Genomic DNA, 21,002 nt, shown 5'->3' with positions numbered 1-21,002 from the left:
TTTTATTTAGTGGTTAATTCTTTAGTTTGGACAGTTGCTCCATCCGAGCAAAATTCTTTTCCTTGAACTACGATTTTATCGGTGGGCTTGATTTCTCCGCTTAATAGTTCGGTGAATTTTTCATCTCGTATTCCTGTTTTTACTTCTACTTTACGAATCATTCCATTTTCTACAACATAAATAAAAGATTGTCCCTTTATATTTCCGATTGCTTCATTCGGAACAGATAAAGCATCTTGGTGTCCGCTTCTTTGTATTTCAACCTTCGCATACATTCCCGAACGAATTTTTAAGTCGGAATTGGGTAAATCAATTTCTGCTTTCATTGTTTTGGAATTTTCGTCTAAACCAAAGGCAATACGTGCAACTGTTGCTGAAAATTTCAAATCAGGCATTTCGGGAAACGTAATTTCTACTTTTGTGCCTTTATTTATCAGTGTTGCATCTGTTTCGGAAATTTCAATGGTTAAACGAATGGGCTGCACATCTTGAATTTCAAACAAAGGCATTCCGTTCGAGTTATTTAATCCGCTCTGTATTACTGCTCCTTTGTCCAAAAAGCGATTGACTATCACACCTGCAAAAGGTGCTTTTACATTCAGGTATCCTAATTGTATGTTTACTACCTGTAATTGTGCAATGAAACTTTGGTATTCGGCTTCTGTTCTGTCAGTTTCATAGGTAAGTAATGCTTTCAGCGTTTCATAATCAGCTTTTGCATTTTCTACATCGGTTACTGTCGTAAGTTGTGGTGTTTTTTCGTAAATACTTTTCAGCCTTTCGTAAATAGATTTTTTGCCCGTTAAATTTGCTCCAGTAGGCGTACTTAATGGATTGTTAGCATAACGGTTGTGTAAAATTCTCTTCTCCTTTAACAACGCCTCCAGCTTAGCCTTTTGGCTGTACAATTCAGGGTTTTGTAGTACGGCAAGTGTTTGTTCTGCTTTTACAAAATCGCCTATGTCAGCTTTGATTTGTTGCAAAAAGCCGTTAGTCATTGCAAATAATTTTACTTGCTGATTGGGTTTTGCTGTTCCTGAAATTTGCAGTGAGGCGTTAAACTGATGCAATTTGGGATTTGAAACTGTTACAACAGGAATATTTCTGTTTTGAATTGTGGTTTGTTTTTCTTCTTCATTATTTCCGCAAGAAGAGAGCAACAGAATTGCAAGCGGAATTATTATGATTGATTTTATCGATTTCATTTTGATTTGCGTTTTTTTGTTGAATAGATAAAATAAAATTGGCACTACGAACAGCGATAAAAATGTGGCTGCTATCACTCCACCAATAATTGCCCTTGCCAACGGAACATTTGCTTCTCCACCGGTTTCGTAACCCAATGCCATTGGGAACAAAGCCATGACGGCAACAATTGCGGTCATTAAAATGGGGCGGAAACGATTAGCGACACCTGCTTTAATGGCTTCTTCTAATGATTTACCTTCCTTGAAAAGATTATTCATTTTGTCCACCAATAAATTACTGTACGCAACCGTAATTCCCACCATCATTATTATACCCATCATTGACTGAATGTTTAGATAAGTGTTGGTGGCAAGTAACATTCCTGTAACCCCAATTAAACCAAGCGGAATTACCGTGATGATAATTAACGGTAGCTTGAATGAACGTAATAGCGGAACGATAACGAGATATACTAAAAGAATTGCCAGACCTAAACCTAAACCAAGATTGCTGAAACCTTCGTTCATACTCTGTATTTCACCCCTGATTTCAATTTTATAGCCTTCGGGTAAATTTTTACGAAGTATTTCTAATTTCTCTTCAATTTCTGCAGCTGCCGAACCAATGTCTCTGCCTTCTACATTGGAAAATACATCTGTAACACGTTGCAAATTCAAGTGATTGATTTCTATTGGTGCAGAAGTCAAAGAAGTTTTTGCAATATTTTTCAGCTGCGTTACTTGTCCGTTAGTTCCTTTGAGTGAAATATTTTCCACCGATTGTGGATTATCCAATTCTACTTCGGGATAGGTAACACCAACGAAGTAATGGTTGCCATTTTTTTCATCAATCCAAAAAGATGGTTTGAAATTAACCGATGAGTTTAGAGCCGAAACGGTATTTTTTACAATGTCGTCAGCATTTATGCCAACTTGTGCCGATTTGGTTCTGTCAATTTCTACCTTAATTTCGGGATGGTCGTAACGCTGATGAATACGCACATCTTCTGTTCCTTCTATATTTTGAATAATGCCTCTAACTTTCACAGCAATTTCGTGAGCCTTGTGCAAATCGTTTCCAATAATCTGAACATCAATAGGAGAGGGCAATCCAAAATTTAACGCACTGGTAACAATCCCACCTGTGTTGAAAATGAATTGAACACCTGGAAATTTCTCTTTTAATTTCGGTCGTAAACTTTGAACATAACCCGAAGTTTTAGTTTGATGCCCTTCTTTTAATTGAACATTAATGGTAGCATCCTGTGTGCCTGAATTGGTGGTGTAAGCTGCTGGCCAATCATTCAAAACACCCATATTTGAAACTATCAAATTTACATCATTACCAATTTCAGATTTCAAGAAATGTTCTATTTGAGTAACTGTTTTTTCAGATTTTTCAATTCGTGTTCCGCTTTCCATTCGCACATCCATTGAAATTTGACCAACATCCATTTGTGGAAATAATTCTCTGCCAATTCGCTGAAAACCGAACATCGAAACCACAAACAACAAGGCAACGCTTCCCAAAACCAACCAACGAAATTTCAAGGCTTTGTCAACTATTCGTACATAAAGATTGGTTAAGTTACTGATACCTCTATCAAACATTCCTAAAAAGCCTTTAGGTTTATTTTCCGCATTGTGTCCTTTGAAAAATGCGGCTGCCATTATCGGAACAAGCGTCATCGAGATAAATCGTGAACCAATCATCGCTAACGAAACCATAATTGCCAAAGGAGCAAAAAGAAATTTTGAAATACCTGTAAGAAAAACAATTGGAAAGAAAACGATAATGATGGTAAGCGTTGTTACCAAAACTGGTAATGCGACTTCCTTTGCTCCATCATAAGCGGCTTTTTCAGATGATTTTCCCATCTTCAAATGTTTATCAATGTTTTCCAACACAACAATACTATCGTCCACTAACAAACCGATTGCCAAAGCAATTCCACCCAATGTCATACTGTTGATGGTGTCACCTGTAAAATACAAACCGATAAAGGCAAACATTATCGAAAGCGGAATACTCAAAGCCACAATGAACGTGGAACGGAAATCTCCGAGAAATAAAAATAGCGCTACCGAAACTAATATCAGACCAATTATACCTTCTTTAATCAAACCGTCTATGCTATTTCGTACATAAGTAGATTGGTCGAGAATGACATCAAGGTTTACCGATTTTGGCAATCGTTTTTTTAGGTCGGCTAATTTTTCTTTTACAGCTTCTACTGATGCGATGGTGTTCGCTCCTGTTCGTTTGTAGATAGGAATATAAACTTGTCGCTTGCCGTTTATGTGAACCACATTGGTTTGAATGGCACTTGCATCTTTGGCGTAACCAATATCTTTCAAGAAAATTGGAGACCCATCAGTACTCATTTTTATTACAATGTTGTTAAAATCGTCCACCTTGGGTAGCATTCCGTTGGCGTTTACGCTATAATTCATATCGCCAATGTTTACATCGCCTGTCGGTATCATCACATTGTTTTTCTGCACGGCATCAACTATATCTGTTTGCGAAAGATTGTAAGCCTGTAATTTATCAGGATATACATACATAAAGATTCTCCGCAACTTTCCTCCATAAACCGCAGGGGCGATAACACCTTTTACAGAGCCTAATAAATTTCGTAACTCGAAATAGGCGATATCGTACAAATCTTTTTCGGTTAAGGTGTCGCTACTTACCGCAAGCAAGGCTAAAGGCGTTGATGCTGTTGGGTCATAAGGCATAACCATTGGGGGAACTGTGCCTGGGGGTAAGTAATACAAATCGGACATTGCCAATGAAGTAACTTGTGAAAGTGCTGCGTTTGGGTCGGTATCTTCCGTAAAAAAATCTTTTACAATACTTACCCCAATCATACTCTTACTTTCTTGGCTTGCTATTCCGTTTGCCTGTCCAGTCCACCGCTCTAAACGGCTGGTAATGTCTTTTTCCATCACTTCGGCAGGCATGCCGGGATAAAGTGTCAACACTTGCACGGCAGAGGTGTTGTAATTTGGTAGAATATCTACCGGTAGTCGTTCAATCACGACTATACTGATAACGGCTATCAATAATGATAGCACGATAATCAGGTATTTATTTTTGAATGCTAATTCTAACATATTTCTCCTTTTTAATTTTTATGAATATCCAAGTCAAGATAATACGATTGCTTTATAGCAATTGTCTCTTAACAGAATTGAAAATAGGTATAAACACCAAAGCCCGTTATCAAAGCAGGGGCGTGGTGAACTATACCAATCCGAGAAAGAAAGGTTTAAACCAAAGGAGGTCCACGAAGTGGGTTATCAGAAATTAAAGTTGCCGAACGGCAATGAGGGTCTGGCGAAAAGAAGAAAGGCTGTTTTTCAATGTTGCAATTGATAAAGCCAATCAAAATTGCAAACACCACGAAAGTATGGAAAGTTGGCACAACATTTTCAACCTGTGTGGGTTGAAAACCATCAATTAATGGTGAAATATGTCCACATTCCATAGGTGGCAAAATATGTTGCCCTTTTTGTTGTGACGCAATTCTATGAAGTTCGCAAGGGCTTGGTCCATTGTGATGATGGTGTTCGTGTCCAAATGGATGAGCAGGACAAATCACTTGCCACGGGAACAAAATTATTCCAATAATAAATAACAGCAATATGGATTTGATTTGTTGCATTCGTGGTAAAGATAGTCAGAAAATCGGTGCGTGGGAGATTTGCACTTTGGTTTGGAGTGCATCAATACCAATTCAAGGGAAAACGCTTTATTTCATAGTGTAACACTTGTAACAGCTTTTCCTTTGTTTCTAAATTCAATTAGTCCTACTTAATTTTTCATTATTATGCCCTTTAGTTTGTGTTGATCAATCAATACAAGTGAATTCAAAACAGCTTTCAACGGGGCTATGCTATTTCTACCTCTTTATCCCCTAAATCGGTATTTATTTGTTGTTTTTCTGATTTGTGTATTTCGTTAATGTATTGGTCTTTTAAGTAGTCGTAAAATGAGTGGCGGCTTACAACTGTTGCTATTAGGTTGGAAAATAACGCAGTAAGCAGGATGTAAAAAATGACATTGTGACTATTAGTCATTTCCAAAACGAGAATTGAAGAGGTGAATGGGCTTCGTGTAATGCTTGTTAAAAAACCAGTCATACCACATAGAATCATAAGGTTCGTTTCAGAATTTGACAAATGAAATAATTCGGCAAAAACGGCACCGATACTTGCTCCTGCACTTAGTGAAGGTGCGAAAATTCCGCCCGATGCTCCTGTGGAAAATGAAACGATTGAACCGATAACTCTTAAAATAGGTACATACCATTCCAAATGCTTTTGATTGGTAAACAAGGTAGAAATCATAATTTCTTTCCCCGAACCGAATGTTTTGCTATCAATTAAAATGGCTAACGCAGCAATTATTAGCCCACTAATTGCAACAAAAATCACTTTCTGATAATTTTTTTTTAACGCATTTTTCTTTTTGAAAATATATAAAATTACTATACCCATTCCACTGCCTGCAATTCCAGTTATGATTGCTAACGGAATTATGGCAACAATTACCCAAGTAGTAATACCGCCTAATTGAGGATAACCTAAATAGAAATATGGCCCCAAGAAAATTAATGCTGTTAGCCCTGCAATAATTACGCCTGTTAGAAGGGCTGATTTAAAAAAACTAAAATGGGTTTTCGTTAGTTCTTCAATGGCAAAAACGATTCCGCCCAAAGGTGTGTTAAATGCTGCCGCAAGTCCAGCTGCCGCACCTGTAACAATCATATTTCTTTTAGATATTTTGGGATACCAAGCCGGTAAAAGGTCATTTATTTTTTTAAAAATTGAAGCAGAAATTTGAATTGTAGGCCCTTCTCTGCCAATTACGCCACCGCCAAAAACCATAATTAAACTCGATAATATTTTTATAAAAACCACCCTTATACTGAGTAAAACATTTACCTTATAGTTATGTTTGGGGTTTGATAATTCAATCGCTGCGCTTACTTGCGGAATACCACTGCCTCTTGCAAAAGGTGCATATTTTGTAACAAGCCACCAAGCTAAAACAAAACAAGTTGGGGTAATCATGAAGAAAGTCCAATCTGCTTTTTCATAAATGAGATGAGTTCCTAACTCTGCCCAAGAAAACAATTTTGCATATAAGACTGCTACCGCTCCTGAAATAAAAGCCCCAATCCAAAAAGGTAGCGCATTTAGCAAGTTTTTTTTTAGTTTTTCATTGTCAAGTAAGTCAAAATTTGATTTTAGCGTTTTTCTAATCTCGTCTAATATATTCATTGTTTGTAAGAGTTGTTACTAACGAACAGAATTTTGCAGGGGGTGGAAATTAGCATTTTGTCTGAGTCTAATGATTGCAATATTGCTAAAGAATTATGAATTACATTGGGTGTAACTCCGTGGAAAATATGTCCATCTACTGACTAAATACATTCTCTATCATAGGATAGTTCTTCCACATGATCAATTAAATAAAAAAGGTGTACATTTTTCTGAAATTGAATGCCCACCTTTTTATTTAACTAATGCCCAGCAAGGGTCTCAACAGAATACTAAAAAAACCAAAAACTATCTCTTACACTAAATTCTACTGTTCCTAAATAATTATCAGAAGTATAAACTTTGGCATAATAAGTACCTGACTTTAACTTTTCTTTTAACGGGTATTCAAAACCAATTTTTTGTGGATTTTTTTGAAAATCAATGGTTTTAGTATCGTATACTGCCACTTTCATTTCTTGACCTTGTTCATCTTTTACCGAAACTTGTTTAGTCCAACCAGCGATAGGCTCATTTTTTTCGTTCGTAATATTAAGAAATACTGTATTATTTTTTGCCAGTACGGATTTCATAAATTCAGGTATTCTTAATGATACCTTTAAGATGTTGGCTTTTTTGGCCTTAGCAGTTACCTTATCGTTTGCTTTGATAACATCAACTCTAAAATTATCAGCGGTAGCTAAATATTTTATGTCACCCACATCCGATTTCAACGTTAAAATAACTTTTTCAAGTTCATTATTTTTATCTGTTAAAACTTTATTTGTATTGGTAAGTCTCGTGTTTTCATCTCCAAGTTGGTCAATTTGGGTAGATAATAATCTTTTCATGCCCTGCAATTCAAGTATTTGATTATTTAACAGAGCAACATTAGACTTTTGAGATTCCTCCAAAATTTGCAGTTTTTTATTAGCATTTTTTATAATAAGGTCTTTTCTATTTATTAATGAATTTTTATTATCTAACTTTGCTTCCAAGCCATCAACTGTTGTTTTTTCTAAAGTGAGTTGTTTAGCAAGCGTGAAAACTTCATTTTTTAGCTCATTCCTTACCACCGAGAGGGAGTCGATTGTTAGTGTCATGTGGTTTTTTGAAATATTCCAATCTTTACTCTTGTCAATATAAAACCACGTAAAAATTGATACTAATACAATGCCCAGTGCAGTTGTAATAGCTAAAAGCTTTTTATTTTCTCTATATCCGTAACTCATCGTCTTATTTGTTTAAGTTTAAATAATAATTTATACTTCAAATTTCTACTTTAGAAATTAGACAATTCTTAATAAGAAATTAGAAATTAATTAGAAATAAATTTTATGAAAATATTAGTCGTTGAAGATGAAATCAAAACCTTACAATCTATTCAACAGGGTTTGGAAGAGAGTGGATATGAAGTGGATATTGCTTATGATGGACTAATTGCCAAGCAGTTAGCACTACGAAATATTTATACCTGTATCATTACGGATGTCATTATTCCAGGAATCAACGGGCAAGTGCTTACCCGTGAACTCAGAGAGGCGGGGCTACAAACGCCAATTTTGATAATGTCGGCGTTGGGAGAATTAGATGATAAAGTGAATGGTTTTGATTCAGGAGCAGATCAGTATTTGGTAAAACCCTTTCAATTTACAGAATTATTGGCCAGAGTAAGATCATTAACTAAACGAGGCTCGAACGTATTGATGACAAGCCAGACACTCAAGTTTGCAGACCTTATGTTAAATTTAGATTCAAAAGAGGTTATCCGAGATAATACGCACATTGACCTTACAGCACTGGAGTATCGGCTTTTGGAATATCTCATGCGAAATCAAGGCAGAGTGCTTTCTAAGAATCAGATAGCTGAGAATGTCTGGGATGTCAATTTTGATAAAGGCACTAATTATATCGAAGTATATATAAATTACCTCCGTAGAAAAGTTGATAAAGATTTTGACAATAAACTGATACATACCGTTTTTGGGATGGGTTATGTTTTAAAGGAGAACTAAAATGACATTACAAAAAAAACAAACAATCAGATTTGTTTTAGTAGTTGGCTCTATTTTGGGAGTTGCTATGCTGACAATTTACTTTTTCACAACTTATTTTTTACATAAAAATTTTTACCGTAGGCTCAATAATAGGGCAGAAACGGTGGTATCGTGGTTATCTCAATCTATCGAAAAACATGAAGATATTGAAATTTTGAATCGCTACCTCAGTACCCGAAAAGACCATTTACCCTATGAGCAGATTTTGATTTACAACCTCCAAAATAAAATAATTTTTTCGTATAATAGTGGTGCTATCAAGTCCGTTGGAATGGATATTCTCAATAAAATAAGATTAGATGGACAAGGTGAATTTGAAGTAAAGGGTTTTGCCGTCGAGGGAATGCTTTATAAAACAGATACTCAAAGATATATGGTTTTGGCTTTTGCCAAGAATGAGTATGGGGATGTTTTCTTGCTACAAATGCGATGGCTGATGCTTGGTATAACTTTCGTTTCATTAGTTTTGATTACAATTATTGGATGGTTTCATGCAAAAAAAGCACTTGAACCCATCAAAAAAATTGGAAATGAGCTGAATGAAATTTTTCCTCGAAACTTAAATAGAAGATTACCTTATCAAGAAAATGAAATAGAAATAAGCCGTTTTTCAAAGACAATTAATCATCTTTTAGACAGGGTAGGCGAGGGTATCCAGTTTCAGCAGATGTTTATTGCTAATGTTTCGCATGAGCTCAAAAACCCACTTACTCGTATTTCTTCTCAATTGGAAGTAAGCCTGCTTAATGAAAGAAGCTCTGAAAGTTATAAGAAAACGATTATGTCGGTCTTTGAAGATATTTCCGAACTAATAATACTTACTCAAAATTTGCTACAACTGTCTCGTTCAAATGCTGAAAACGACATTGCATTAGTAGAGAATATTAGGATTGATGATATTTTTTGGGAAGTTCAAAAAACTATCAACAAGAATTATCCAAATTATTTAATAGATATCCATTTTTCAGCTCTTCCCGAAGACCCCAAACATCTCTGTATCATAGGGAATCATTCATTATTAGGTAATGCTATTCTAAATTTAGTTGAAAACGCTTGTAAATTTTCTGCTGATAATCGTTGCTTTTTAAGCCTTTGGGCAAGTCCTCAACAAAAAATTATATCTGTGAAAAACTTTGGGAAAGTAATAGCATTTGAAGAGATTTCTAAAATATTCCAACCCTTTTACCGTTCAGCTAATACAGCTGATATCAAAGGTTATGGTATTGGGTTATCGTTGGTTGATAGGATTATAAAAATTCATAATGGGCATATTGAAGTGAATTCAAGTATTGAGAATGGAACAGAATTTAAAATTACTTTCAATGCTTGAAGGTTTGATTTTGCTAATTTTTCAACTTTAATTAACTGGAGTGCATCAAAAAGTGTGGGATAAAATATTTTTGATACAGTTGATTTTTAAAAACTCAGTAAAAGTAGGTCAAACCATGCTAATTAGTTGATTTACTTGTTCTTGTGTTAATTTTTGTGGTTTGATAAATTCTTGAAATAGAATAAAATTTGCCAATATTTTCAATCCTTCGAGATAGAAATGTTTGGTAACTATTCCTTTACTTTTGGCTCCTTGACAAATCGAAATGACTTGCGGGTCTTTGACTTTTTCATGTTGATTTTCATAAAAGTACTCTGCGACGAAAAAACAGAGGGTTATAATATTATAATGACCATGAAATCGTTAACTTGGAAATCTTGCTAACCTAATTGTTCTTTCAAAAATTTAAAAACACCCGAGCGTAGGTGTGATTCTATTTTTAATTGCCTTAAATAGGCTTTGTAAATTTCAAAAGTGGATTCAACACTGTCGACCAATTCGTTGGTAATCAGCAACATTTGTTCTTTAAAATAGGGTTTTTTCTCGGTCAATTACTTGAATTTAGACTGCTGAATAAATCTTATTTTTAAGGGTTAATTTACCCAAAGTCACGGTCATTTTAGCCTGTTGGAAAACTTTATTTTTCCACACAAATTTCTCCATAATTCATTCTTGGCTCTCTTCAAGAGTGTTATTTATGAGTTTAATATATTGAGGTTTCTTTTTTTCATCAAAGACGAATTCGTTTGAGTTTCAATTGGATTTGACTCTAACAATGAAATCACTAACTAAGCCCTCAACATATTCAAATAACTGTTGGTCATCCTTTAATGGCAGGTGGGAACTAAAAATCGCTGATATGCTCTCAACGGCTTTTTTGCTGATTTTATGAAACTTAGAACGCTTTCTCCAAAGCGTGCTTCCGCAAGTGTTGTTTGACTGACATGCGTCCCAGAGTAAACTCGAACAACGGCGAAGGAAAGGGGGAACACCAACAAAGGCGAAAACAAGTCCAAGAATAAGTTAAGGTTTATTCTTGGACTTGTTTGATTGTGAGTCATTAAAGATTAGTAAAAGAACTGCTCCAAGGTTATTTTGCCCTCTTTAACTTGATAAACACATACTTCTTCAATTGTCATTCTTCCACGTCCTTTAAAGGTCGCATCCATAGTCCAAGTAATAGCAAAACTGTTTCCGCCTACAATTGGGTCAGAAATTGTAGCACTGTGAAATTCTTCTACACCTGACTGAAAAGCAATTGATTTTGCTTTTATGGCATCTAAGCCTGTTACGACTTTAGGTCCCATCATCTCGTTTGCTTCTATGCTTTGTGCATTGTCCGCAAATAATGTTTCTTGCACTTTGTCAATTTTTCCGTGGCGACAAAGTTCTACCAATTTGTTAGCTACTTCTGTTGTTGTCATCTTATTTATTTTTTAGTTAAAAGTTTAAATATAAAATCTATAGCCCTAATTTAATTCTTTTACCGTATTATTTCATTATTAAAATTCTCTTTGTCCACCATGTCGTTATAGGCTTGTAGCCAACGAAAAAGGCTTGACGATGTTGGGGAATTAGAATTCCGTCAGCCGATAGCTGAAGTTGATGATGGCAATGTTGCTGATGTTTTATTCATAAGTTAAATTTATAACGTCAAGCCCGAACTGAAGCACAATATTGAACAAATGTTGAGGCAATATTCGTCAAGCGCCAATAATGCCAAACCTTATGTTGAATAAATTTTTCGATAGCTAATCGCTCTTTAACTATCTGGCAGTGAGATATTTGTGCTTATTAATTAGTATATTTTAGTTTGTACATAAACAACAAAACGTCTTGACTAAAAAATGCCAGCCGATCAAATTGGACAGCATACTTTGCTTGCCAAAGCGTCTCGTAAAGTAAGTAGATTCTCGGAAGAAATCCAAAAATTAAAAGTCAATTTTCGGTAGATGGGGAGTCTAAAAGTACCTTTCAGAATTATAGGTGCAACTAAATAAAAGTATAAAATATTCAAACTTAAAACCGAAAATTCTGTTCAAGAATTAGGAGTTTACACCCATTCTTGTTTTTGGCACAAAAGTTCTAATGAGTAGGCGTTTATTTATCAAAAGGCAAGTTATTTTAAAATCAATAGTGAAAACAAAAAAGCACAAACTAAAACAGGTACTTCTTAGTATGGTGCAGTAAGTAAGTGGTTTACCAACAATAGCGAATTCTAATTAGCTTTAAAACATTTCTGAATGAAAAATATTTTAATATGTTTATTGTTATCGCAACAGGTATTTGCACAGAATACGTCACCTGTTGACAAAGTACCGAGGCACGATTTTTTGATTAAAAACTTTACCAATGAAGATGGTATTGTTTTACCCGAAGCTCATATTATTTACGGTACTTACGGACATCTGAATGCTTCACATAGCAATGCGGTATTATTGCCATCCCACTACATGGCTGACCGACATGGCTACGAATGGCTGATTGGTCCGGGTAAAACACTTGACACGAGCAAATTATTCTTGGTAACGACGGAGCTTTTCGGTAACGGACATTCTTCTTCGCCAAGTAATACCCCTGAACCATTTCATGGTCCACGTTTTCCACTTATGAAGATACGTGACAACGTAGAAGCGGTACACCGTTTACTGATGGAAGATTTAAAGATTTCCCACCTTCAGGCAATCATCGGTTTTTCGATGGGTGCACAACAGGCCTTTCAATGGGCGGTTAGCTACCCAAATTTTGCTGACCGAATTGTAGCCACTGCTGGTACTGCAAAAACTTATGGACACGGCGTGGTTCGGTTAGAGGGGCAGATTGCGGCACTTACCGCTGACGGGACTTTCAATAATGGAGACTATAATACTCCACCAGTTAAAGGAATCGAGGCATTTAGCGTTGTATGGACGGCCTGGCTATACTCACAGGAGTGGTGGCGTAAAGAATTATGGCGGGTACGTGCTAAACCTGGAACTACTTTTGAACAAGTGCTACATAATTATCGAACCAATTTTATTTCAGGTGCCGATGCTAATAATTTAATTTTACAGATGCGTAGCTGGGAATATCATAACGTTGGTGATACCAAGGGCTTTGAGGGTGATGTTGAAGCGGCATTACGTTCTATCAAAGTGCCTTTCTTATATATGCCTTCTACCACGGACTTGTATTTTCCCATTGGCGATGCGACTTACGAAGCAAAATTTATTAAAGATGTTACTTTTAAACCGATTCCGTCCTTATGGGGGCATACTGCGGGTGCAGCGAGTAACCCTGAGGATAATAAATTTTTGAATGAAACCATTGGGGACTTTTTGAAGCGTTAGGTTTCAAAATAGTTGGATTTTGTTTAGTTGCGATTTTATGAGCAAGTATATACTCCAGTTAAACAGCCTCATTTATAGACACATAGTCCCTAAGTGAGGCTGTTTCTTGATGGTTATATCCTATAAATCCTGTTTAAGGCTTTGGAGAAGAAGTCATGATTCACTTTTAATATTCCTATCCACTTTTCTTTAATTACAAACACCTTTCTCAGCCATAGATCATTTCCAATTTCCTGAAATTTCTGAACAAGAAGCCCATTATATTGATCATAGTTTCTCAATAAAATGTTTAACATAACAAGAATTATTATTTTGAACAGAAAATCCTTGTTACTTCAAATTCCCGCTTTGAAACTATGTCAAAGTAACATTAATAACTTTATTCAATGATGGCAACCGCCCGAGTCCAACCTGCACTTGCTCCCTTAATTTTGGCAGGGAAACAAGCCACTTTAAAGCCATAAGGAGGTAATTGGTCAAGATTTGCTAATTTTTCGATTTGGCAATATTCCTTTTCAATTCCTACATAATGCGCTTGCCAAATTACACCTGGTCTTGGGTTTGCTTTGTAATCTGCCGCCTGAATATGTAATGGAATATCCCATCCCCAACCGTCGGTTCCCATTACTTTTATGCCTTGGTCAATCAACCAATGCGTTGCTTTTGCCGATGAGCCTACGTGGATTTTTACAAATTCAGGGTCGTGCAAACGCTTGTCTGCATCGCAACGAATCAGTACAATGTCAAAGGGTTTTAAAGTATAATTGATAGCCGCCAATTTTCCAATTAAGTCCTCTGGCTCAAACATATAGCCATCGGGTTTATCCGTAAAATCAAGCACAACGCCATCGTGGAAAAACCAATCCAAAGGCATTTCGTCAATCGTTCTTGCGGGTTTTCCCTCGCAAGTCGGATAATAATGATAGGGTGCATCCACGTGCGTTCCGCAATGAGAAGTAACGGTCAAAACTTCACCAGCGGGTCCATTATCATTAATAAAACAATCGGTCATGCCCCCAAAAAGCATGGCTCCTATTTTTTTTGCGCCATCTTTATGTCCTTCATATTCTATTTTGGTGGACATTGGTTCTTTAATTTCTTCGGAAATGGTTACTGAAATATCTATTATTTTCATTTGAATTTAGTTTTAAACGACTGTGTTTCTCAAAATGCCAATTCCTTCAATTTCCAATTCCACCACATCACCAGGTTCGAGCGGACGATGAACGGTGAAATTATTCTCAATTAAACTACCCCAACCCACGGTTCCAGAACCTAATATATCGCCTGGCATAAGCGTTACATTATTTTCAGAAGCACGCTCAATCATTTGACCGAAATTGTAAAATGCAGTTTTATAATTTCCTTCACAAATGGTTTCTCCGTTGATTCGAGAGGTCATTTTTACATCAAATCTATTTCCTCGATACGTTGGAACTTGCAAAGGTGATTCAAAAAAATCATCTGAAAACGCACAAAGATATTGTTCCATTTCATCCGCTGTTACAATACAAGGCCCGATGGAATTGGCAAAATCTTTCCCTTTATGCGGCCCAAGTGGAATCATCATTTCACGTCTTTGAATAGCTCTTGCTGTCCAATCGTTGAAGATGGTGTAGCCAAAAATATAATTCTGGGCTTCGTCCGCTTTGATATCCTTCCCTTTTTTGCCGATAATACAAGCCATTTCTAACTCAATATCCAATTTTGCTTCTCCTACGGGACGTTTTATTTCGTCTTCTGGGCCATAAATCGCTTGGTGATTGGTAAAGTAAAAGATGGGCATTTCATACCATTCTTGCCCAATGGTATGCCCAAAAGATTTTGAAGCATTCAACATGTGCATTTCAAAACCAATGTAATCTCTGAAACTTCGGGGGTTGGGTAAAGGTGCAAGCAATTGGATTTCAGCGGTTTGATAATGTGGCTGTACATCGCCCAAAGCCTTGATTATCGCAAAATTTTCTTCGTGATTATCAATAAACGTGAGCATATCAGTCGGTAATTTTAAGCTTGCCAAATTCATATCCACAACGCCTTCGCCTTGAAGCCAACCTGTGCGACTTTCGCCTTTTGTATTTTTGAACGTAACTAATTTCATGTTTTCGATTTACGATTAAATTGATTTACGATTGGGCGACACTCCGATTACGATTTACATAAGTTATACTAACATTCATAAATCAAAAATCGCAAATGATTATTATATTTCTGCCGTCAATGCCATTCCAGTTTTGCCCATGAGCATACCCATGTTTGCACCTTCGGGTAATGGTTGACCATTATATTCGAGTAATTCCCAAGCACCTAAAGTTTCCGAAACATCAACAACCATCATGCAACGGTCATAACGGCGTTTCATGTAACTATCAAAAACTTCGTCAACTTCTCCTTCTTTTTGCAATTCTTCTATCAACACAACTGCATCTTCGATGGCTAAGGCAGCCCCCGACCCTAATTGTGGAATGGTAGTGTGGGCAGCATCTCCCAAAACTACGACTCGATTTTTGTACCAAGGTGCAGGCATTTTGAGGGTTTCTAATGCTCGATAATTGACCAATTTAGCATCGGTTACTTGTGATATTAGCTCCTGAATGAGAGGTACAGGATAAGCCGACATATAACTTTTTAATTTTTCAACCAACTGGTCTTCTGGAATGATTGGATTATCTCCTTCGGCAGAGTTTAAAAAAATGTAGCACAAATCAGTTGTCATCGGAATGATTCCAATTTTATGTTTTTTATTGAAAAATATATAGCCAGTATCTAAGTTTGCTGGGCGTTTGAAGGCATAACGCCAAACCGACAAACCAACATAAGTGGATTTAAATTCGCCAAAAATAAGATTTCTTACTTTTGAATTTGCCCCATCAGCTGCAATCACAATATCATAGCTACCCATTGTGCCATCTGTAAACGTTACATTTACTGTATCAGGTTGATTATCAATGGTTTCAACGGATACACCCATACGGTATTTTAAGCCAATTTTCTGTGCTTCATCAAATAAAACATCGTGCAAAATTCGTCGAGAAATACCATTATGACTTGGAAATCTACCGATTGGAGGCGTTCCTGCTTCTCCGATTTGAACACCGTGTGGCAAACATAATTTTACTTTTCCGTAAGGCGAACCTCTACGCATTGCTTCATCGGCTACCCCAATAGCATCTAAGGCTCTAAGGGCATTTGCTTGCTGGATGATGCCTACTCCATACACATTAAATTCTTTATGGAGTTCTATAATATCGACTTCAAAACCTGCCTTTTTTAAACCAATAGCAGCAGATTGTCCGCCAATACCAGCTCCAACAACTAAGACTTTTTTTACGTTACTCATTTTATATAGGGTTCAATATTAAATGATTATGCTTTTATTTTTTCTGCTATCCAATCATACATATCCAAGGTTGGCATAAAGTCATCTACTTGACAATGCTGGGCACCGCTTTCGCCTGATAGTACGATTTTCATTTTGTGTTCACAGGTCAAATGCTTTTCGAGCGAGATGGCGTGTTCTACAAAATTCTGTTTATCGTCTCCACCGTGCATAATGTAAGTAGGCATCGATATTTTTTCAGCAACACCATTTTCGAGTGTAAATCCTTTTAATTTCTCTAAAACCTCTTCATAACTATTGGCATCCATAATGTGCATGACGATTTCTGCCAAAGGATGCTTTCCGTTACGTCCAGCCCAAACCGCATAGTAAGACCAAACCGCACCATAAATCATACAAACCTTAAAACGAGGCTCAAATGCCGCACAACGTGCCGCCATGTATCCACCCATTGATACCCCAGCTATACCGATGCGTGTGGTATCAACTTCATCTTTTAAGTTTTCTACTACATATTCATACACTGCCGTACCTGCAACATTGTAATCATGGCGAGAATGGATATGATTTAAACGCAAAGCCGCTCCCTGACCAGGGCCATCAATTGCTAAAAGTGCGATTCCCCTTTCATTTAAATGATTTCCGATACCAAAATAGAGTTCTTCTGCAAGGCTGTCGAGTCCACCAAACATTACCATTACAGGTGGATTTTTAATTCCTTTTGGTTTGAATAAATATCCTGGTAAGAAAGAATTTTCAAAAGCAACTTCGATTTGAAGCGGTTTTTCGTCGAAATATTTTATTGCTCTTATGAACGCTTCACGTGCTTTTGTGTATGTTTCAAGTTTTCTATCGTCTTGCAGATTCATAAAAAACTCGGCAGTACGCAAATAATTAAATGCTCTCAGATAGGTGCGACGTGCAGATACGGGTGCATTATTTTTCTCAAAATCTTCTGCCCAACCAAAAACTTGATTCCCTTTTTCGAGCCATGCAATATTAAAACTTTCCCTGTTTTCAGGGTCAATTTTTTGTGCAACTTCTATAATTTCAGCAAACTCGCCACCGCCATAATGGGCTTGGCTCAATGCTCTATTTACTTGATAGGAGGGCATATATTGCCCAGGATAAAAATGCCACATTTTGATTTTGGATTTATGATTTATGATTTACTAATTTCGAGGATTGTCGAATGACATTACAAAATCGTAAATCGTCATTCAACAAATCGTAAATCAATTAAATATCCACTGGTTTAACGATACCGCCTACTTTCCCACTTTTTGCCGCTTCGGCAAACGGATTGGTAAGTCCCCAAGCATCATTTGGATTGTCTTTTAAATAATGTATATCTGGGCCGTGATCAGGAGCAAAAATTAGTCTGGCACAGGCATAAATTTCTAATAAAATCCCAGTGTGTGGTTCCATGATATAAAAGAAGAAACCTTCATCGGCTTTATGACGAGTTGGCGCTCCCCAAACGCTGGTATAACCATTTTCAACAAACCAATCTAAAGCCAAAAGTACCTCTTCACGACTGTCAACATTATAACAAATATGATTTAATATCCCCTGTCCTTCTGCTAAATTAGGGTCTGAGAATATGGCAATATCGTGTGAAAGATTACCAATTGTCCAAAGTCCACCAATCGCAGGAATATGGTCTTCCATTCTAATTTCATCGGGATTTTTCAAGCCCATTCCTTGCCAAAAAGGTTTTTCGTTAAAGGCATAACTTCCCTTGGCTACCAAGTAAGTAATATGGTCGAAACGGCGTGGACAAGCTCCTTTGCGGCGATTGCTTGCGTAACGGTCAACAAATTTGCTACCTTTTTCACCCGTTTCACGCAACCAAGTTACATCCCAAAAAATTTCGTGAGTAATCCCTTCGGTGGTTTTGAAACGGTAGGCTTTTCCTCTACCTTTATCAGCTTCTACCCAACCAATCCCATTGCCAGTGCTTTCTAAGTAAGCCACACAGTCGTTGAGCGCTTCGGCACTATCAGCACGCCAGCCAACTGTTCCCAAGCCTTTTTTATCAGATTGTGTGATTTTGAGGGTATATAAAAAATAGTCTCCCCAAGCTCTTAGATAGACAGAATTGTCATCTCGACCTGTTTCGTCCATGCCCACCATTTCGGTATAAAACCGAACAGTTTCACTCAAATTGGTACTTAATAACTCAACGTGTGCCATTTGAGATAAGTAGTGAGGATTTTTTGCCATTTTATGTAAAATTTTATTGAATTATTCCTTTAATTTATAATACAAAAATAAGTTAACTTTTATTGATATTTTAATCAGTTTTAATCTATTACCATTCAAAATCAATCCATTTATGTCAATGCTCCTCCATCGGCTTTAATCGAGCTTCCCGTTACAAAACTTGATTGGTCTGAACAAAGCCAAAGAACAATATCGGCAACCTCTTGTGGAGTCCCCATACGTTTCATCGCCTGAAAATTGATGGCTTGTTGAAGTGCTTCGGGATTCTGTGATAATTTTCTTCGCCCTTCCATAATCATTGGGGTTTCGATGGCGGTTGGACATATTGCGTTTACACGAATATTATCCGTGGCATATTCTCGAGCAGCCGTAGCCGTCAAACCTACTACACCATGCTTTGAAGCCGCATAAGGTGAGTTTTCGGGTTGGGCAATCAAACCCGCCGCCGATGAAAGATTAACGATATTCCCCCCTCCATTTTTCAACATTTGGGTAATTTGATATTTTAAGCAATACCAAGTGCCAGTGAGGTTGATATTGATTTGTTGATGCCAAAATTCTTCTGGATATTCATGGATTTTTTTTGAAATGGGGCCAGCAACTCCTGCACAATTGACAGCACAATCCAATCGGCCAAAATGTGCTACCGTTTGATTTACCATATTTTCGACTTCTTCCCGATTGGCAATGTTTACCACCAAACCGATAGCTTCGCCACCCAATTGGATGATTTCATCGATTGTGATTTTTATATTACTTTCGTTTACATCACAAACGACTACTTTTCCACCTTCACGGGCAAACGAAAGGGCTGTTGCTTTGCCAATGCCAGAGCCCGCACCCGTGACTAAGCATATCTTATTTTCAAATTTTTTCATATCAATTGCCATCGCTGATGGTTGTTCCACCATCAACAATAATATTTTGTCCTGTTATAAATCCTCCTGCTTTTGAAGCAAGCATTACCGCAATACCCGCAATTTCTTCAACCGTTCCCACTCTGCGAAGGGGTGTAAGGGCCATTCTTTTTTCCATAAAAGCATCGTTTGCCATCAGTGATTCAGAAAAAGGCGTATCAATCATCCCTGGTGAAATAGTATTGGCTCGGATATTATTTGGACCAAATTCCACGGCAATATTGCGGGCTAATTGTGCCAATCCGGCTTTTGAAATTCCGTATAAACCCAGACTTTTATTTCCTCTCACACTGGCAATACTCGCCAAATAAATAAGCACGCCTTCTTTCTGTTCAACCATTTTTGGGATGACTAATTTGGTCAAATAAATGGCAGATTGGAGATTAATTTGCATGGTTTTTTCAAAACTTTCACTATTGATTTCCAGCAATGAACCGACCTTTCCCAAACCAACACAACTTACTAAAATGTCAATTTTGCCTACTTTTTCAATAGCATTATGGTAAAGATTTTCAATATCTTCTTTCTTGGAAACATCGCAAGGGATGGCAAAGGTTTTGATCCCTTTTGCTTGAAATTCTGCCAATACAAGCTCGCAAGCCAGATTATCGTTACTCGAAATAATTACGGTTGCTCCGTGCTGCCCCATTGCTTCGGCAATTGCTTTGCCCATGCCCGAAGTTGAACCTGCGATTAGAGCGATTTTATTTGCTAAACTAAAAAGTTCTTTCATAAAATATTTGCGATTTATCCGATTTTAGATTGGGCGGCACTACGCTTACGATTTGTGGAGTGTGAGATAAAATCTGAAATCACATAAATCGTAAGCGTAGTGCCGCCCAATTAAAAATCTAATGCATCATTACTTCATCCAAAGGCACTCCATTTAATAGATAAGGTTTTGCGTCTATCAGGACAAACACAATTCGACAAATTTCCGTACTGCTTGGGTTTTTCCATCGGTGAATTGTACCCCTTTGAACAATAATATCCCCTTGGGTAAGCGTTTTAATTTCTTGATTTTCCAATTCCAATTCAATCGTACCACTCATCACAATGCCATAATCAATGCTACCGGTGCGGTGCATGGGTGATGAGGCATTTGGCAACATATCAACCACCCGAATTACTGAACCACCGTTTAGCGTTGTTCCTGCATCTCGTGTTCTTCCATCGGTTTCGTCGTTGCAATCGGCTGGTACTGTGGCGGTTGTCCATATCGTTGTCATGGCTGCATCTCCCGACGGAATCACAACTGTTTCAAAAGATTCATCCATTGAAACAGTAGCAATTCCTTCTTTTGAATGACCCGTTACAACTCTTCTAATTTGATTATTCATCATGA

Annotated in this window: 16 protein-coding genes; 3 read left to right on the top strand and 13 right to left on the bottom strand. The window is 37.1% G+C overall.

What is annotated here, in order from left to right:
- Positions 1-2: 2 nt before the first annotated feature.
- From AC1W31_RS04665 to AC1W31_RS04650, 4 genes are all read right to left on the bottom strand, one after another.
- Entirely contained in the window at positions 3-4,307 is a 4,305-nt protein-coding gene (locus AC1W31_RS04665; RefSeq protein WP_481733245.1) for an efflux RND transporter permease subunit, read from the bottom strand.
- A 155-nt stretch (positions 4,308-4,462) separates the two neighbouring features.
- The gene (locus tag AC1W31_RS04660; RefSeq protein WP_481733244.1) at positions 4,463-4,858 is read right to left on the bottom strand and encodes a hypothetical protein; all 396 of its coding nucleotides are present in this window, start codon (positions 4,856-4,858) and stop codon (positions 4,463-4,465) included.
- A gap of 226 nt (positions 4,859-5,084) precedes the next feature.
- A complete protein-coding gene (locus AC1W31_RS04655; protein ID WP_481733243.1) occupies positions 5,085-6,479 on the bottom strand; it encodes a chloride channel protein in 1,395 nt (464 codons plus the stop codon).
- A gap of 272 nt (positions 6,480-6,751) precedes the next feature.
- Positions 6,752-7,690: a hypothetical protein gene (locus AC1W31_RS04650; RefSeq protein WP_481733242.1), complete on the bottom strand. Its 939-nt coding sequence runs from the start codon at positions 7,688-7,690 to the stop codon at positions 6,752-6,754.
- 105 nt (positions 7,691-7,795) lie between these two features.
- On the opposite strand from AC1W31_RS04650, the gene AC1W31_RS04645 reads away from it, so the two are divergent.
- Positions 7,796-8,473 (top strand): winged helix-turn-helix domain-containing protein, encoded by a 678-nt coding sequence (locus tag AC1W31_RS04645; protein ID WP_481733241.1) that lies wholly within the window; start codon positions 7,796-7,798, stop codon positions 8,471-8,473.
- 1 nt (position 8,474) lies between these two features.
- Positions 8,475-9,845, top strand: a complete 1,371-nt coding sequence (locus AC1W31_RS04640; RefSeq protein WP_481733240.1) for a sensor histidine kinase — start codon at positions 8,475-8,477, stop codon at positions 9,843-9,845.
- Positions 9,846-10,912: 1,067 nt separating this feature from the next.
- On the opposite strand, the gene AC1W31_RS04635 is transcribed toward AC1W31_RS04640, so the two are convergent.
- Positions 10,913-11,269, bottom strand: a complete 357-nt coding sequence (locus tag AC1W31_RS04635) for a SnoaL-like domain-containing protein (RefSeq protein WP_481733239.1) — start codon at positions 11,267-11,269, stop codon at positions 10,913-10,915.
- Positions 11,270-12,112: 843 nt separating this feature from the next.
- Between AC1W31_RS04635 and AC1W31_RS04630 the strand changes: the two genes are divergently transcribed.
- Positions 12,113-13,174 carry an alpha/beta fold hydrolase gene (locus AC1W31_RS04630; protein WP_481733238.1) on the top strand — a complete coding sequence of 354 codons (1,062 nt, stop codon included), beginning with the start codon at positions 12,113-12,115 and terminating at the stop codon, positions 13,172-13,174.
- Positions 13,175-13,553: 379 nt separating this feature from the next.
- Here AC1W31_RS04630 and AC1W31_RS04625 read toward each other — a convergent pair whose 3' ends face one another.
- From AC1W31_RS04625 to AC1W31_RS04590, 8 genes are all read right to left on the bottom strand, one after another.
- Positions 13,554-14,309, bottom strand: coding sequence for a cyclase family protein (locus AC1W31_RS04625; RefSeq protein ID WP_481733237.1), 756 nt, complete (start codon positions 14,307-14,309; stop codon positions 13,554-13,556).
- 12 nt (positions 14,310-14,321) lie between these two features.
- Positions 14,322-15,275 carry a fumarylacetoacetate hydrolase family protein gene (locus AC1W31_RS04620; RefSeq protein ID WP_481733236.1) on the bottom strand — a complete coding sequence of 318 codons (954 nt, stop codon included), beginning with the start codon at positions 15,273-15,275 and terminating at the stop codon, positions 14,322-14,324.
- Between the two features lie 102 nt (positions 15,276-15,377).
- Positions 15,378-16,514 (bottom strand): FAD-dependent monooxygenase, encoded by a 1,137-nt coding sequence (locus AC1W31_RS04615; protein ID WP_481733235.1) that lies wholly within the window; start codon positions 16,512-16,514, stop codon positions 15,378-15,380.
- A 26-nt stretch (positions 16,515-16,540) separates the two neighbouring features.
- Positions 16,541-17,656: an alpha/beta hydrolase family protein gene (locus AC1W31_RS04610; RefSeq protein ID WP_481733234.1), complete on the bottom strand. Its 1,116-nt coding sequence runs from the start codon at positions 17,654-17,656 to the stop codon at positions 16,541-16,543.
- A gap of 97 nt (positions 17,657-17,753) precedes the next feature.
- Positions 17,754-18,740, bottom strand: a complete 987-nt coding sequence (locus AC1W31_RS04605) for a VOC family protein (RefSeq protein ID WP_481733233.1) — start codon at positions 18,738-18,740, stop codon at positions 17,754-17,756.
- 110 nt (positions 18,741-18,850) lie between these two features.
- Positions 18,851-19,651 carry an SDR family NAD(P)-dependent oxidoreductase gene (locus AC1W31_RS04600; protein WP_481733232.1) on the bottom strand — a complete coding sequence of 267 codons (801 nt, stop codon included), beginning with the start codon at positions 19,649-19,651 and terminating at the stop codon, positions 18,851-18,853.
- Positions 19,620-20,390, bottom strand: a complete 771-nt coding sequence (locus AC1W31_RS04595; RefSeq protein ID WP_481733231.1) for an SDR family NAD(P)-dependent oxidoreductase — start codon at positions 20,388-20,390, stop codon at positions 19,620-19,622. Before AC1W31_RS04595 ends, AC1W31_RS04600 begins: the two co-directional genes overlap by 32 nt.
- 118 nt (positions 20,391-20,508) lie before the next feature.
- Complete coding sequence (locus AC1W31_RS04590; RefSeq protein WP_481733230.1) at positions 20,509-21,000, bottom strand: cupin domain-containing protein; 492 nt, start codon at positions 20,998-21,000, stop codon at positions 20,509-20,511.
- Positions 21,001-21,002: the final 2 nt, after the last annotated feature.

It is taken from the genome of Arcicella sp. (assembly GCF_964672035.1).
This window is presented reverse-complemented; position numbering and strand designations above follow the sequence as displayed.

What these genes read in the sequence shown, in the direction of transcription:
- AC1W31_RS04595 (WP_481733231.1), bottom strand. Translation starts at nt 20,390, where the DNA reads ATGAAAGAACTTTTTAGTTTAGCAAATAAAATCGCTCTAATCGCAGGT.
- AC1W31_RS04660 (WP_481733244.1), bottom strand. Translation starts at nt 4,858, where the DNA reads ATGCAACAAATCAAATCCATATTGCTGTTATTTATTATTGGAATAATT.
- AC1W31_RS04615 (WP_481733235.1), bottom strand. Translation starts at nt 16,514, where the DNA reads ATGAGTAACGTAAAAAAAGTCTTAGTTGTTGGAGCTGGTATTGGCGGA.
- AC1W31_RS04625 (WP_481733237.1), bottom strand. Translation starts at nt 14,309, where the DNA reads ATGAAAATAATAGATATTTCAGTAACCATTTCCGAAGAAATTAAAGAA.
- AC1W31_RS04655 (WP_481733243.1), bottom strand. Translation starts at nt 6,479, where the DNA reads ATGAATATATTAGACGAGATTAGAAAAACGCTAAAATCAAATTTTGAC.
- AC1W31_RS04610 (WP_481733234.1), bottom strand. Translation starts at nt 17,656, where the DNA reads ATGTGGCATTTTTATCCTGGGCAATATATGCCCTCCTATCAAGTAAAT.
- AC1W31_RS04620 (WP_481733236.1), bottom strand. Translation starts at nt 15,275, where the DNA reads ATGAAATTAGTTACGTTCAAAAATACAAAAGGCGAAAGTCGCACAGGT.
- AC1W31_RS04650 (WP_481733242.1), bottom strand. Translation starts at nt 7,690, where the DNA reads ATGAGTTACGGATATAGAGAAAATAAAAAGCTTTTAGCTATTACAACT.
- AC1W31_RS04590 (WP_481733230.1), bottom strand. Translation starts at nt 21,000, where the DNA reads ATGATGAATAATCAAATTAGAAGAGTTGTAACGGGTCATTCAAAAGAA.
- AC1W31_RS04665 (WP_481733245.1), bottom strand. Translation starts at nt 4,307, where the DNA reads ATGTTAGAATTAGCATTCAAAAATAAATACCTGATTATCGTGCTATCA.
- AC1W31_RS04600 (WP_481733232.1), bottom strand. Translation starts at nt 19,651, where the DNA reads ATGGTGGAACAACCATCAGCGATGGCAATTGATATGAAAAAATTTGAA.
- AC1W31_RS04635 (WP_481733239.1), bottom strand. Translation starts at nt 11,269, where the DNA reads ATGACAACAACAGAAGTAGCTAACAAATTGGTAGAACTTTGTCGCCAC.
- AC1W31_RS04605 (WP_481733233.1), bottom strand. Translation starts at nt 18,740, where the DNA reads ATGGCAAAAAATCCTCACTACTTATCTCAAATGGCACACGTTGAGTTA.
- AC1W31_RS04640 (WP_481733240.1), top strand. Translation starts at nt 8,475, where the DNA reads ATGACATTACAAAAAAAACAAACAATCAGATTTGTTTTAGTAGTTGGC.
- AC1W31_RS04645 (WP_481733241.1), top strand. Translation starts at nt 7,796, where the DNA reads ATGAAAATATTAGTCGTTGAAGATGAAATCAAAACCTTACAATCTATT.